The 14006-nt window shown below is 67.3% G+C and carries 14 protein-coding genes; 7 read left to right on the forward strand and 7 right to left on the reverse strand.

All coding sequences use genetic code 11. The features are described from left to right. Position 1: 1 nt before the first annotated feature. From J2S75_RS10050 to J2S75_RS10060, 3 genes are all read right to left on the reverse strand, one after another. Positions 2–1219 (reverse strand): alpha/beta hydrolase, encoded by a 1218-nt coding sequence (locus tag J2S75_RS10050; RefSeq protein ID WP_244375404.1) that lies wholly within the window; start codon positions 1217–1219, stop codon positions 2–4. A 101-nt stretch (positions 1220–1320) separates the two neighbouring features. Further along, positions 1321–2814, reverse strand: a complete 1494-nt coding sequence (locus tag J2S75_RS10055) for an alpha/beta hydrolase (protein WP_307019725.1) — start codon at positions 2812–2814, stop codon at positions 1321–1323. After that, the gene (locus tag J2S75_RS10060) at positions 2811–3842 is read right to left on the reverse strand and encodes an AI-2E family transporter (RefSeq protein WP_307019726.1); all 1032 of its coding nucleotides are present in this window, start codon (positions 3840–3842) and stop codon (positions 2811–2813) included. Before J2S75_RS10060 ends, J2S75_RS10055 begins: the two co-directional genes overlap by 4 nt. A 245-nt stretch (positions 3843–4087) precedes the next feature. Between J2S75_RS10060 and J2S75_RS10065 the strand changes: the two genes are divergently transcribed. Both J2S75_RS10065 and J2S75_RS10070 read left to right on the forward strand, forming a co-directional pair. Next, positions 4088–4627, forward strand: coding sequence for a TRAP transporter small permease subunit (locus tag J2S75_RS10065; protein WP_307019727.1), 540 nt, complete (start codon positions 4088–4090; stop codon positions 4625–4627). Between the two features lie 53 nt (positions 4628–4680). Continuing rightward, a complete protein-coding gene (locus tag J2S75_RS10070; RefSeq protein ID WP_307019728.1) occupies positions 4681–6093 on the forward strand; it encodes a TRAP transporter large permease in 1413 nt (470 codons plus the stop codon). A 2-nt stretch (positions 6094–6095) separates the two neighbouring features. Here the strand turns inward: J2S75_RS10070 and J2S75_RS10075 are convergent, their stop codons facing one another. Further along, on the reverse strand, positions 6096–6584 hold the full coding sequence (locus tag J2S75_RS10075) for a hypothetical protein (protein WP_307019729.1): 489 nt from the start codon (positions 6582–6584) through the stop codon (positions 6096–6098). Positions 6585–6904: 320 nt separating this feature from the next. Here J2S75_RS10075 and J2S75_RS10080 point away from each other — a divergent pair, with 320 nt between their 5' ends. Beyond that, entirely contained in the window at positions 6905–8116 is a 1212-nt protein-coding gene (locus tag J2S75_RS10080) for a multidrug effflux MFS transporter (RefSeq protein ID WP_307020066.1), read from the forward strand. A 124-nt stretch (positions 8117–8240) separates the two neighbouring features. Continuing rightward, positions 8241–8648, forward strand: a complete 408-nt coding sequence (locus tag J2S75_RS10085) for a DUF1236 domain-containing protein (RefSeq protein ID WP_307019730.1) — start codon at positions 8241–8243, stop codon at positions 8646–8648. Positions 8649–8672: 24 nt separating this feature from the next. Here J2S75_RS10085 and J2S75_RS10090 read toward each other — a convergent pair whose 3' ends face one another. Then, positions 8673–9182 carry an NUDIX hydrolase gene (locus J2S75_RS10090; RefSeq protein WP_307019731.1) on the reverse strand — a complete coding sequence of 170 codons (510 nt, stop codon included), beginning with the start codon at positions 9180–9182 and terminating at the stop codon, positions 8673–8675. Between the two features lie 104 nt (positions 9183–9286). Here J2S75_RS10090 and J2S75_RS10095 point away from each other — a divergent pair, with 104 nt between their 5' ends. Both J2S75_RS10095 and J2S75_RS10100 read left to right on the forward strand, forming a co-directional pair. Further along, positions 9287–9685, forward strand: coding sequence for an MAPEG family protein (locus tag J2S75_RS10095; protein WP_307019733.1), 399 nt, complete (start codon positions 9287–9289; stop codon positions 9683–9685). Positions 9686–9698: 13 nt separating this feature from the next. Next, positions 9699–10265: an RBBP9/YdeN family alpha/beta hydrolase gene (locus tag J2S75_RS10100; RefSeq protein ID WP_307019734.1), complete on the forward strand. Its 567-nt coding sequence runs from the start codon at positions 9699–9701 to the stop codon at positions 10263–10265. Positions 10266–10277: 12 nt separating this feature from the next. Here the strand turns inward: J2S75_RS10100 and J2S75_RS10105 are convergent, their stop codons facing one another. Both J2S75_RS10105 and J2S75_RS10110 read right to left on the reverse strand, forming a co-directional pair. Then, positions 10278–10487 carry a hypothetical protein gene (locus J2S75_RS10105; RefSeq protein WP_244375426.1) on the reverse strand — a complete coding sequence of 70 codons (210 nt, stop codon included), beginning with the start codon at positions 10485–10487 and terminating at the stop codon, positions 10278–10280. Between the two features lie 94 nt (positions 10488–10581). Next, a complete protein-coding gene (locus J2S75_RS10110; protein WP_307019735.1) occupies positions 10582–11370 on the reverse strand; it encodes a phosphatase PAP2 family protein in 789 nt (262 codons plus the stop codon). 288 nt (positions 11371–11658) lie between these two features. On the opposite strand from J2S75_RS10110, the gene J2S75_RS10115 reads away from it, so the two are divergent. Next, positions 11659–13980: an MHYT domain-containing protein gene (locus tag J2S75_RS10115; protein WP_307019736.1), complete on the forward strand. Its 2322-nt coding sequence runs from the start codon at positions 11659–11661 to the stop codon at positions 13978–13980. Positions 13981–14006: the final 26 nt, after the last annotated feature.

Raw genomic sequence — 14006 nt, forward strand, 5'->3', positions numbered from 1 at the left:
CTCAGTCCGCCGCCGGGTCCTCGACCGTCTCGCTGAGCGTCTGGCCGAAGCGTTCGACCTGGCCCTGATAGGTGCGCCTCGTCTTGGGGTCGATGACGGCGATCGGCGCGCTGAGCGCGAGGCCGGCGGCGCTGCCGACCGTCTGGCCGACCCCGATGGCGCCGGCGGCGATGCGGTCGCCGAGACTGATTTCGGAATCGGTGACGGTCTGCCCGTTCACCAGCCGCTGGCCGATGAGCTGCACCACTTCCGGCGAGGAGGCGAAGCGGCCGTGATTGAGCGAATCGCCGCCGCGCATGGCGGTGAGATCGATCACCACGATGCCGGATTTCTCCAGATCGGCGTAGTATTTCTGGGTGTCGATCAGCCCCAGCCGGTCCACGCCGCCGGCGATGCGGCGCGAGACCTGCAGCGCCCGGTCGTCCTGCGACACGAACAGGGTGAAGCGCGCCTGCGGCCCGTTCAGCGCCCGCCATTGCGAGGCGAACACGTCGACATCCACATCGGGAGAGGCGAGGATGACGTTGCGGATCTTGGCCGGCAGCTTGCCGCGCCGGATCGCCATCTGCCGCAGGCTTTCCATGGCGAGCCACGCCCCCATGGAATGGGCCATGATGGTCACATCCTCGACGCGCGGATCGCTGGCGACCTGCCACACGGTCTCCTCGAAGGCGTCGCGCGAGAAGATCGTGCTTTCGCGGTCGAAGAGATAGTCGAACACCCGGGCGCGGGAGGGCCAGGTGAACAGAACCGGCGCCACCTCCGACCCCGAATCATGCACGATCTGGGCGAAGCGGTAGACGGCGTCTTCGAAGCGGTTGTTGAAGCCGTGGACGAAGATCAGCACCCGCCGGCTCGGCGGCAGGTGGCTGTCGAGCCAGCCCTTCGCCGCCTTCACATTGGGCAGCGGTTTGACTGAGAGCGTGGCGAAGTCGGTTTCCGGGTTGGGCGGCAGGCGGCGCGGCCATTGCACTTCGCCGATCTGGCGGCGGCTGTCCGGCGGGATGGAGACGGTGAAGGCATCGAGCGACACGCCCGCGCCGCGCTCGCCGGTGTAGAGGATGCCGGCGTCGGTGGAGGGTTCGCGCGTGGTGGCGACGAGCAGGTCGACCTTGGTGGTGTCGGGCGCGGCGGCCTCGACAGGGGTGAGCACGCCCACCGGCCGGTTCGAGCATCCCGCGCACAAGGCGAGGACCAACGCAACGATGACAAGACGCATTCAGCCTCCGCAGGCCCCAGCCTGTGCCGAGCGCCAGCATTAGCGCGGCACCGTGTCAAAGGCGAGTCGTGGACGCGCCGCGCCGCCGACCGCTGAGCCCCTCAGGGGGACGGTGCGGCTGCTGGTTCCGGTGTCGCGCTGGCCGCCGGAGGGGGCATGATGCGGTCGTTCATGTAAGAGAAGAACGGGTTGGACGACATGCGCACCAGCGCATCGAGGCTGACGATCAGCGCGCCGCGCTCGCCCCGCACCGCCATTGCCCCGAGCTCAAGCCCGAAATTGTCCTTCGGATCGGGATGCGACCCGTACAGCCCGTCCTCAGGCGGGAAGGGCAGGGCGACATGGGACAGCGAATAGACATCGGGCGGGTAGAACAGGCCGAGCGGCCGCACCGTCTCCTCGGTGCTGCCGGCGGGGATGGCATGCTCGATCACCTGGTCCGAACCGGCATCCTCATTGGTGATGATCACGGTGCGGAAGCTGCGCGGCAGCGGCGGCAGCAGGCGCAGCAGCGCCGAATAGGATGTCGCGCGCAGCAGGGGGCCGAGCTTGGTGTTGCGGTTGATGTCGAACAGCACCAGTTCGCTGCCATTGGCGGGCAACTGGCCGTACAGCGCATCGATGATGGCGCGGGTCGAAACCGTGAAGTCCATCACCGACTGGAAGGTGAGCGTCGGCGCCAGATCCTTCAGCCGCCCGGCCCGCGCCTCGGCGGTGATGGAGGCTTGCAGCGCCCGTGTGAGACGGTGCGACTGCACGGCGCCGTTCACCGGGAAGCTGTTGTACTTGAACGGATTGAACTCCGGCACGATGCCGAGCCACGCGGCCTTGTCGAAGGCCGGCAGCCAGGCCGGCAACGCCGCCAGCCCGGCGAAGCGGGCGAAGCGGGTAATGCCGATCATCGGCGAGATCAGCACCAGCCGGTCCGGACGGACGAGTTTGTCGTCGCCGAGCGCGTCGAGCGCGTATTTCAGCGCCAGCGCCCCGCCATTGGAAAAGCCGACGATTTCCAAAGGCTTGCCCGGCGCGCGGGCGGCGGCTTCGCGCATGGCGAGGCGCGTGGCGGCGAGCCAGTCCTCCCACTCGGCGGCGGTGAGCCCCGCCGGCACCGTGCCATGGCCGGGCAGGCGCGGGGCGATGACCAGGAAGCCATTGGCGAGATAGCGCCGGGCGACATGGCGCAGGCTGTAGGGCGAATCGGTGAGCCCGTGCAGCAGCACGACCACGCCCACCGGCGCGCCTTCGGGCGCCAGCTCATAGGAGCGGTTGAAATCGTGCGACAGGCGGGGCGGATAGACCACGCTGCCGGCGAAGTAGCGGTTGGAGGGAACCCGGTCCTCCTCCGGCAGCGTCTGCACGACTTCGCGGGTCACGTCGGCGAACAGCTTGTCCTCGCGGGCGAGGTAGGCGCGCCAGTCGGCCTTGTCGAGCTCGGCGACGCTCATCTCCTCCGGCACGAAGGTGTGCCAGGGTTCCAGCGGCGCGCCGCTCTGGGCGAACCAGACGCGCGAGCCGAGAAAGGCGACGAACAGCACCAGCACCAGCACGCCGGCCCATTTGAGGGCCCTGCGCAGAAGCTTGAGAACTGTGTTCATGGGCGGACCTCGGGTTCCTCGCGGCCGGACAGCAACCGGGCGATCCAGCGTGTGCCGTCCCCTTCTTCACAGAAGGTGAGCGCGGCGATGACCAGCGGCACGCCGATGAAGGCGCCGGACAGGCCCCACATGAACGCCCAGAAGAACACGGCGAACAGCACGAGGAAGGGCGAGATGGCGAGCGCCTTTCCGGCGACGCGCGGCTCGATATAGCTGCCGCTGAAGAACTGGATGACGTTCATGGCGAGGAACACCGCCACCGCCGTTTCCCACGCGCCGAACTGCGCCAGGGCGAAGAAGGTCGGCAGCAGCGTCGCCACGAGCGGGCCGATGAAGGGGATGTAATTGAGCGCGAAGGCGATGACACCGAAGGCCAGCGCGAGATCGAGACCCATGCCGGCGGACAGCGCCCAGACGAACAGGCCGGTGAGCAGGCTCATCACCGTGCGCACCATCATATAGGTGCGGAACTTCGCCGCCGTCGCCGCGCTGGCCCGCACGAGGCGCCGGCCGGTGTCGCCCGCTTCCGCCACCAGCTTGGTGCGGACGATGTCGACCTCCAGCAGGCCGAGCATGACGAAGATCAGCGTGACCACGCCGAAGCCCAGCATGCCGTTGAGCCGCCCGGCGAGCCCTTGAAACGTGCCGATCAGCCAGCTGGCGTTGAACGTGTCGGCCAGCATGCCGGCGGAATAGAGCCCCATTTCTTCGAGCTGCGCCGCCGTCTCGCTGTAGATCGCCTGGAAGCGCCCGGCATTGGCGATGAGCCAGCGGCCGGCCTGGCTGAAGCCCCAGATGGTGACATAGCCGAGCAGGGCCAGCGCGAGGATGGTGAGGACCAGCGTCACCATCATCGCCAGCAGCGCCGGCACGCGCTGCTGCAGCCGCTGCTGCAGCGGCCAGACAAGGGCGATGATGAACAGGGCGAACGCCACCGGCGCCACCACGGAGCGTGCGAGATAAATCGCCCCGGCCGCGAGAATGAACGCGCAGATACCGAGCGGGAGGCGGAGCGCGCCGAGCGTCATGGGAGCTTTCGTGAAAGATGGCGACAACGTGACATGCGGGATAACACGCCGCGCCGCCTTGGGAAATCCGCCAGGGCCGGGGTGACCACGCTTCGCTGACGCAAGGGCAGAGACGCCGTCGGCGCGCGCCGCGACAAGGCGGGTTAAATTGGCTGAGACGATGGTCTATCTTGCCGTCCTCGGCGGGGGCGGCGATGGGGGCGCCCCGGCCCAAACAGAACAGCCGGCCAGTTCGGGGGGATAGGATGGGGGGGCTTCTCGCCTTCAGCCGTTTCGTTGACGGGTTCAACGAGAAGTTCGGCCGCATCGCCGATTACTGCGTGCTGTTCGCCTGTCTCGTCAGCGCCGGCAACGCCACGGTGCGCTACCTCTTCAGCTATTCCACCAACGGCCTGCTGGAAGTGCAGTGGTATCTGTTCGGCGCCGTGGTGCTGCTGGGCGCCCCCTACACGCTGAAGCGCAACGAGCATGTGCGGGTCGATCTCGTCTACATGGCGGTGTCGCCGCGCGTGCGGCTGTGGATCGACACGCTGGGCTTCCTGCTGGTGCTGATCCCGGCCGGCCTCTATCTCACCTGGCTGAGCTTCCCCTTCTTCTGGCAGTCCTTCGAGGCCAGCGAAGTCTCGCAGAATGCCGGCGGGCTGATCCTGTGGCCGGCCAAGCTGCTGCTGCCGCTCGGCTTCGCGCTGCTCACCGTGCAGGGGCTCTCCGAACTCATCAAGCGCATCGCTGCGCTGTCGGGCGTGCTCGACATCTCGACCGACTACGAGAAGCCGCTCCAGTAGGAGCGGCACGACACCCCGCTGTTCCGCCCCCCTATCCGACGCGCGAGCCCCGCATGTTCTCCTATGGCGTGATGCCCCCGCTGATGTTCGCCGGCATGATCTGCTTCATGCTGGCCGGCTTTCCCGTCGCGTTCTCGCTGGTGGCGGTCGGCCTGTTCTTCGGCACGCTGGGCATACTGACCGACCATTTCACCTTCAGCTTCCTGCAGGCGCTGCCGTTCCGCTTCTACGGCATCATCTCCAACGACCTCTTGCTCGCCATCCCCTTCTTCACCTTCATGGGGGCGATCCTGGAACGCTGCGGGCTTGCGGAGGACTTGCTGGAAGGAACGGGCAAGCTGTTCGGCAAGGTGCCGGGCGGGCTGGCCTATGCGGTGATCATCGTCGGAGCCATCCTCGGCGCCATCACCGGCACGGTGGCGGCCTCGGTCATCGCCATGGGCGTGATCTCGCTGCCGGTCATGATCCGCTACGGCTATAATGAGCGCCTCGCCACCGGCGTCATCGCGGCCTCGGGCACCATCACCCAGCTGATCCCGCCCTCGCTGGTGCTGATCGTGCTCGCCGAGCAGCTCGGCCGTCCGGTGGGCGAGATGTATCTCGGCGCCATCGGCCCCTCGCTGCTGCAGGTGCTGATCTTCCTCGCCTATGTGTTCGTGCTGTCGCTGTTCAAGCCGCAGCACATGCCGCCGCTGCCGCCGGAAGCGCGCGGAGAAGGCGGCTGGCCGCTGGTCCGGCAGGTGCTGTGGGGCATGGTGCCTTCCATCGTGCTGATCCTGCTGGTGCTCGGCACGCTGGCGCTGGGCCTGGCTACGCCGACGGAAGCGGGCGCCATGGGGGCGATCGGCGCGATTGCGCTGGCGGCGCTGCACGGGCGGCTCACCTGGACCCTGCTGCGCCAGGCCATGGCCTCGACCGCGCGGCTGACTTCCATGGTGGTGTTCATCCTCATCGGCGCCACCGTGTTCAGCCTGGTCTTTCAGGGCATGGACGGTGCGCTGTGGATCGAGCACCTGCTGGCCCAGCTGCCGGGCGGGAAGGTCGGATTCCTGATCTTCGTCAATGTGTTCATCTTTTTCATCGCCTTCTTCCTCGACTTCTTCGAGATCGCCTTCATCATCGTGCCGCTGCTCGTGCCGGTGGCGATGAAGCTCGACATCAATCTCGTCTGGTTCGGCGTGCTGCTGTGCGTGAACATGCAGACGGCATTCATGCACCCGCCCTTCGGCTTCGCGCTGTTCTATCTGCGCGGCATCGCGCCGAAGTCGATCCGCACCTCGCAAATCTATTGGGGCGCGATCCCCTGGCTGCTGATGCAGCTCATTCTCGTGGTCGTGGTCATCCTGTGGCCGGACGCGGTGACCTACTGGATCAGCGCGCCCTCCACCGTGGACCCTTCGACCATCGAGCTGAACATTCCGCAGTTCGACGCGCCGCCGCTCGACCTGGCGCCGCCGCAGTTCTGACCTCAGGCGGGAAGTGCGCGCGGTCCCTTCCCACGCACCGCCGCGATGCCGGCGAGCACAAAGAGCAGCAGGACGACGCCCTGTGCGATGGCGAAGGGCGGCTCCGACTGGGTGGGCGCCAGCGTCTGCAACGCCGGAACCTTGGCGAAGGCCTGGGCAATGGCGACGAAGACCAGGAACCACTGGCTGGCGACGATGCCGATGGCATAGACCACCCGCCATCGTCCCGCCTGGTGGAAATGGGTGCGCGCCGGCACGGTGACGGCGAGCACTGCCAGAGCGATGGCGCCCACAATGTGCGAGGGCAGCACGCCGTTGAAGGGAAAGCCGAAACCGGTGGCGCTGGTGGCGAAGGCGGTGACGAGGAAGGCCATCGTCCAGCCCCGCCGGTCGCGGCCGGCGATGAGGTCCGCCATCACGATGAAACCGGTGGCGATGGCGATGAGGCTGAGCCAGGTGTGGAAACCCGTCCACGTGGTCGGATCGAACATGCGCATGCTCCCCGATGGCGCCTCCGCCCGACGCGGTGCGCGGCGCCGGCAGGCTGCTGCCGGCGCATTGATGATATCCATCAGATTTATTGACGCCAGCGGGAAAGCCTTGCGGTCGCTGCCTTCGCGGGCCATGCACGGCAGAATTCGCCCGTCTGTGTCTTTCGGCCTATAGGCCGCGCCCGCGCCGCGCGCTAAGGCGAGGTCCACTACCTGCCGCCGCCCGTTCGCCGATCGGGGCGCCCTGCCGCATTGGATCGCCTATGTCCTCCCCCCTGTCCACGCCGGAGCGTCCGCCCGCCGGCTCCCCGCACCCGGGAATGGGTTTCCGGGAATTCGTGCTGTTCATCGCCGGATTGATGGCGACCAACGCCATCGCCATTGACTCGATGCTGCCGGCGCTACCGGAAATCGGCGAGTCGCTCGGCATCGACACGGCGAACCACGCCCAGCTCGTCATCACCGCCTACCTGCTCGGCTTCGGCGGGGCCCAGCTGGTCTATGGCACGCTGGCGGACCGTTTCGGACGGCGCAGCGTGCTGCTGTTCGGCCTCGCGGTCTATACGCTCGCCTCCATTGGCGCGGTGTTCGCCGGCACGCTGGGGGTGATGCTGGCGGCACGGGTGCTGCAGGGCGTGGGCTCGGCGGCGACGCGCATTCTCGCCATCACCATCGTGCGCGACTGCTATTCCGGTTCGCACATGGCGCGGGTGATGTCGCTCGCCTTCCTCGTCTTCCTCTCGGTGCCGATCGTGGCGCCTTCCATCGGGCAGGCGATCATGCTGATCGCGCCGTGGCGCGGCATTTTCCTGATGCTGTGCCTGTTCGGGGCGGTGCTGTTCGTCTGGACGCTGGCGCGCCTGCCGGAAACGCTGCATCCGGAAGACCGCTCGCCCATCTCCTTTGCCGGCATTTCCCACGCCTTCGGGCTGATTGTCCGCAGCCGCATCACGGTTGGCTATACGCTGGCCATCACCATGGCGATGGGAGGGCTGTTCGGCTTCATCAATTCGGCGCAGCAGGTGTTCGCGGATGCTTTCGATGCCGAGGCGTTCTTCACGCTCATCTTCGCGCTGATCGCCGTGTTCATGGCGGCTTCCTCGCTGCTCAATGCCCGTATCGTCGAGAAGCTGGGCATGCGGCGCGTGTCGCATGCGGCGCTGTGCGGCTACCTCACGGTGACGCTTGTGCACGCCGCGATCGTGCTGGCCGGGATAGAGAGCATCTGGAGCTTCTCCATCCTGCAGGGGGGGATGATGTTCTGCTTCGGCCTCATGGTGTCGAACTTCAACTCGATGGCGATGGAGCCGGTCGGGCATGTAGCGGGCACGGCATCGTCGGTGCTGGGTTTCGTCAGCACGGTGGGCGGGGCGCTCGCGGGCTTCGCGCTGGGGCAGAATTTCGATGGCACCACGCAGCCGCTGACCCTGGGCTTCGCCGCCCTGGCCCTCGCGGCGCTGGGCTTCGTGCTGTTCGCGGAGAGCGGAAGGTTGTTCCAGCGCGACCGCCGCGTCTCCGATACCGAGACCTGAACGTCAGAGAAAAGCAAGGTATTCCGCCGCCGTCTTCTGTCGCCTGCCCCGACACTGGAACGCCTTTCCAGCTTCGGCGTTGAATTCCCGCCAATCAAAGGGGCGGGGCGACAGGAGAAATACCATGATTCGACATGCTATTATTGCGGCTTCGCTTGTTCTGGCCGCGCCGCTGGCCGCGAATGCGCAGGACGGCGCCGGTACCGCGGCCGGCGCGACCACGGGTGCCGTCGGTGGCGCGCTGGTAGGTGGCCCCGTCGGGGCCGTGGTCGGTGGCGTGGCCGGCGCCGTGGTCGGCGGCATTTCCGACGATCGCCGTTCGCGCTTCCGCGGCTATGTCGTGGAAGAGAACGTTCCTTCCTACCGCGTTGAGCGCGAGGTCGTGGTCGGCACGGAACTGCCGCCCGGCAGCATCCGCTATTACGACGTTCCCGCCGAATATGGCGTGCAGGAATACCGCTACACCGTCGTGAACGAACGCACCGTGCTTGTCGACCCCGCCACCAACCGGGTCGTGCAGATCATCGACTGACGACGTTGCCCGCTTCGCGGCGGTTCATCCCGCCGCGGAGCTGGGGCTGGCTTCCGCGCGACGCGGCGGGCGCCCGGCGCGCGGCGGCTTGGAGGCCGCGAGCAATCGCGCCGCGCGCGACTGGGCAAAGTCCACCATAATGGCGCCCAGTTCCGGCTCGTCGATCAGCAGCGCGGCGTCTTCGGCCGGCAGCCAGATTTGCGCCCGCTCGTGACGCTCGGGCCAGTCGGCGAGCTGACGGCGCACGGCGAGCGGATAGACGGAAACCTTGACCAGTGCGAAATGGCTGTCGAGCCGCTTCCAGTAGAGATACTGGCCCAGCCGCTTGCGGCCGACCTCGCCCACCACGCCCGCTTCCTGACGGGCCTCGATCTCCGCCGACTTCCAATCCTTGCGGTTCTTCATCGGCCAGCCCTTGGGGATCACGACACGCTGGGTTTCCCGCGAGGTCATGATGAGCACCTCGACTTCGCCGGCAGGTGTCACACGGTAGGGTAGTGCCGCCACCTGGTTGAGGGGGCGGCCATCGGTCATGCGACGCCTTATCTGCTTCTGTTTGGCCATGATGTGCTAAATGTAGGGCATCGCGCGGGAATAGCGATGCCTCCTATGGGGCTTTCTCATCCACGGGATCTCGCATGACGACCGAATTGAGCCTTCTCGCCTGGGTTCTCGTCCTCGCCGTGGTGCAGGTGATGCTCCCCGCCATGTGGCGCAACCGGGAGACGGGGCTCGACTACAATGCCGGTCCGCGCGACGAGCCTGGCCCGCCGGTCGGTATCGTCACCGGGCGGCTCCGCCGTGCGCAGGCCAATCTGTACGAGACGCTTCCCCTCTTCGCTGCGGCGGTGCTGATCGCTCACATTGCCGGCAGGGAAGGCGCGCTCACGCTCTGGGGGGCGTGGCTCTATCTCGGGGCGCGGATCGTCTATGTGCCGCTTTACGCCATGGGCGTGCCTTATCTGCGCTCGGCGGTCTGGTCGGTGTCCCTGCTGGGGTTGGGGCTGATCCTCCTCGCCATTTTGATCCCGGCCTGAGGAGGGCGGGCGCATGGCGGTCGATTTCGCTTCGTTCGATTTTCTCGTCGTCCCGGGTCGTGAGAACGCGCCTGCCGAGCACTGGCAGTCGCATTGGCTCGGTGCCTTCGCCAATTCCAGCCGGCTGATCCAGGCCGACTGGAGCCGGCCCGAGGTCGGGGCCTGGACCCACCGGCTCGATGCGGCGGTGGAAGCGGCGCCGCGGCGGGTGGTGCTCATTGCGCATTCGGTCGGTGTGGCGACCGTCGTGCGCTGGACGGTCGCGCAGCCGGAGCGGGCGCGCGCCAAGGTGGCGGCGGCCTTGCTGGTGGCGCCCACCAATGTCGACGACCCCGACCCTTCCTTCGATCTCGTCCGCAATTTCGGCCCCATGCCACTCTCGCCTTTGCCTTACCCCGCATTGATCCTGTCATCGCGGGATGATCCGCGGGTGACGCCGTGCCAGGCCCACGCCTTTGCGCAGGCATGGGGTGCGGATGTCGCCGATGTCGGCGAACTCGGCCACATCGGCTCCGCCGCCCGGCTCGGCCTGTGGCCGCAGGGGCTTCTGCTGCTCGGTGGGCTGTTGGCGCGGATCTAGTGGCGCTGCCGCTCAGTGCTGCGCCAGAATCGCGGCGATCGCCTGGGCCACGGATTTGGTCACGCGCTTGCGGTAGCGGCGATGGACGAGCTGGCCATTATGGAAGACATCCTGCTCAACATAGAGATTGGTGCCGTCCCAGCGCAGGATGTTGTCGGATTCGACGGTCTCGATGACGCCGATCCCCGGAATCAGATGGCCTTCCGGTGCGGTGGAGCTCATGGGCTTTCTCCTGCGTTTGCTGGCGCGCTCTGCGGCGGCCTGAGGTGATGATAGCCGAGCGCGCGGCGAAAGCCATCGGGTGCTTTGCGGGGTGTCACGAAGGCGGTGTGCGTGGACCGGCCTCCTCCGACCCGTTGCCATTGGGGCTCTCCACCTTTCCGCGCCGTTGCAGCAGCAGGACGGTGATCCAGCACAGCAGCGCCCAGGCGCTTCCGGCGCACCAGCCGGCGAGAACGTCGGTCGGCCAGTGGACGCCGAGATAGATCCGGCTGAAACCCACCAGCAGAGTGAGACCGACCGCCACGGCGAGCGCATAGGCTTTCACCCGTCGCTTGCGCTCGGTGCGGACGATGAGGACGCCGAGTGTGAGAAAGGTGATCGCCGACCCCATGGCGTGGCCGCTCGGGAAACTGAGGGTGCGGACATCGACGAGATGGGCGACGAGGTCCGGCCGGGGACGCTCGAAGCCCAGTTTCAGCGCATAGCTGAGCAGGCCGCCGCTGGAGGTCGCCAGCAGCACGAAAAGAGCAGCGGCGCGTTTGCCGTCGATCGCAAGGAAGCCGGCGACGATGAGGGTGAGGAGGGTCAGCACCGTCGTCCCGCCCAGCGCCGTCACGTCGCGCATGACGATTTCGAGCCAGGCCGGCCCCAGCGGGTCAGCCGGGTCGCCGGGCGCGCGAAAGGCCAGGAGCACCGCCTGGTCGAAAGCGTGGGTTTCGCCCTCCACCACTTCATCCGCGATAAACGCGAAACCGAGCAAAGCCAGCGCCGCGCCGAGCAAGGCCAGGAGGATCGCCAGTTCAGGCAGAACGAGGCCGGGCAAAAGGCGCAGGCGAGGGGGCAGCGAGCGGGCGAGGCGGCGGGGGAAGCGCTGGAACATCATTCACCGGTACAGACGAGAACGGGGCCGAACGGGCCCGGCGGGGATGGAACCCATGACGGCCCTGCGGTGTTCCCTTGCTGCACATGCAAGGAGGTCGTTCATGTTCAAAGGTGCCGCTCTCTGGATGCTCGGTATTCCGCTGCCGATTATTCTCATTCTCTGGTTCATGGGGTATCTCTGAGGCCTTATGAGGGCCTTCAAGCCCTGAGACCTTGAAGCCGCCAACGTGAGGCCGAGGGTGCGCGATAGGGTGCCTTCCGCGCAAAAGGTGAGATACAGGCGCCGATCATGAGTATCATCGGGAGCCACAATAGCGCGCTGGTGGCGCTGTCGATCCTGATCGCCATCGCGGCGTCCTACACCGCGCTAGATCTCGCGGGCCGCATGACGCGCACGCGGTCCGCCGGCCTGGTCTGGCTCGGCGCCGCCGCCGTGGTTCTCGGCGGGGGCATATGGTCGATGCACTTCATCGCCATGCTCGCCCTCGATGTGGGGATGGATGTCTCCTACGGCGCGGAGCTCACACTCGTCTCGCTGCTGCTGGCGGTGTTCGCCACGGCGCTGGCGCTGTTCGGCGCCAGCCGACCGGGCGTGGGCTTCGAAGGAATACTGCTCAGCGGCATCTTCATGGGGCTCGGTATTGTCGGCATGCACTATACCGGCATGGCGGCGATGCGTATGCCGGGTTCGATGAGCTACGACATGATCCATGTCGGCATGGCCATCGTCCTTGCCATTGCCGCCTCCACCGTCGCCATCTGGCTGGCCTTTCGCAACCATTCGGTTCTCCAGCGCGCCATCGCGGCGCTGGCTCTCGGCTTCGGCATTGCCGGCATGCACTATGTCGCGATGCTGGGTGTCACTTTCACCGGCCATGCCGACGCCCATGATGTCGCCGAAACGGCTCACGCGGCCATGTCGGGGGGGATCGGTGCGGCCTCGCTGGTCGCCGTGGTGACCGCCGCCACCTTTGCCATTTTCATCGCTTTGCTGCTCGCCGCCGCCTATGACCGGCGGGTCGCGTTGCTCGCGGACCGCGAGGCCGGCGCGTGGCGCGAGAGTGAGGAGCGCTACCGCAATCTCTACCGTCACACGCCGCTGCCGCTGCACTCTCTGGGCCCGGATGGCAGCATCGCGCAGGTCAGCGACCGCTGGCTGAGCCTGCTCGGCTATCCGCGCGAGGAGGTGGTCGGGCGGCCGCTGACCGATTTCATGACGGAAGACTCCGCCCGGCGGCGGAACGAGGAGCACTGGCCGCGGCTGCTGGAAACCGGCGAGCTGCGGGAGGCGGAATACAAGCTCGTCGCCAAGGACGGACGCCTGCTCGACTGTGTGCTGTCCGCCGTGGCGGAGCGCGATGCCGATGGCAATCTCACCAACACCTTGTGCGGTCTTATCGATGTCACCGAGAGACGCGCCACCGAGGATGCCCTGCGCCAGGCGCAGAAGCTGGAGGCCGTCGGTCAGCTCACCGGCGGGATCGCCCATGATTTCAACAATCTGCTGGCAGTGGTGCTGGGCAATCTCGAACTCGCGGCCAAGCGTGCGCCCGACGATGCCCGGCTGCGGACGCTGCTCGGCAATGCGATGCAGGCCGCCCAGCGCGGGGCGGCGCTGACCCAGCGCATGCTGGCCTTCGCCCGCCGGCAGGACCTGAAGCCGGAAGCGGTGGATGTGCCCGAACTGGTGCTCGGCATGGCGGAGATGATGCGCCGCTCCATCGGCCCGGCGGTGCGCATCGAGACGCGCTTTCCGCTCGGCCTGCCGCTGGCGCGGGTCGATGCCAACCAGCTTGAACTCGCTCTGTTGAACCTCGCGGTGAATGCCCGCGACGCCATGCCCGATGGCGGGGTGATTACCATCGCCGCGCGGGAGGAGACCGTCTCTGCGCCCGCCGGGGAAGATGTGGTGGAGCCGGGGCGCTTGAAGCCGGGGCATTATTTCTGCCTGTCGATCGCCGATACCGGCAGCGGCATGGATGCGGAAACACTCGCGCGCGCGGCCGAACCCTTCTTCACCACCAAGGGCGTGGGCAAGGGCACCGGCCTCGGCCTCGCCATGGTTCACGGTCTCGCCGCCCAGTCGGATGGGCGGCTTGTGCTCTCCAGCACGCCCGGCAAGGGCACGACCGCCACGATCTACCTGCCGGTCGCCGATGCGGCGCGGCCGGCTTCCTCGGCTGAGATCGAGGATGAGAGCGGCGTGCCGGATGGCGAGGACGGCGCCCAGCGGGTTCTGGTGGTCGATGACGACCCGCTGGTGCTTTCCGCCACCGGCGCCATGCTGGAGGATCTCGGCTGCGTCGTCACCGAAGCGATCTCCGCGCGGGAAGCGTTGGATTTGCTCGAATCCGGCGAGGTGTTCGATGTCGTTCTCACCGACCAGGCGATGCCGGGCATGACCGGGGTGCAGATGGCGGCGGTGATCGAGCAGCGCTGGCCGGAACTGCCCGTCGTTCTCGGCACCGGCTATGCCGAACTGCCGGCCGACGCCAGGGCCGGCCTGCCGCGCCTCGGCAAACCCTTCAGCCGCGAGGCGCTCAAGCGCGCCATCGTCGCGGCCACGCGCAAGGTGCCGAGCAATGTGGTGCCGCTGTCGCGCCGGGGCTGAGCGCCCGTTGGATTATTGACAGGCGG

Origin of the sequence: Ancylobacter polymorphus (genome assembly GCF_030813495.1) — a bacterium.
GTDB classification, from domain to species: domain Bacteria; phylum Pseudomonadota; class Alphaproteobacteria; order Rhizobiales; family Xanthobacteraceae; genus Ancylobacter; species Ancylobacter polymorphus.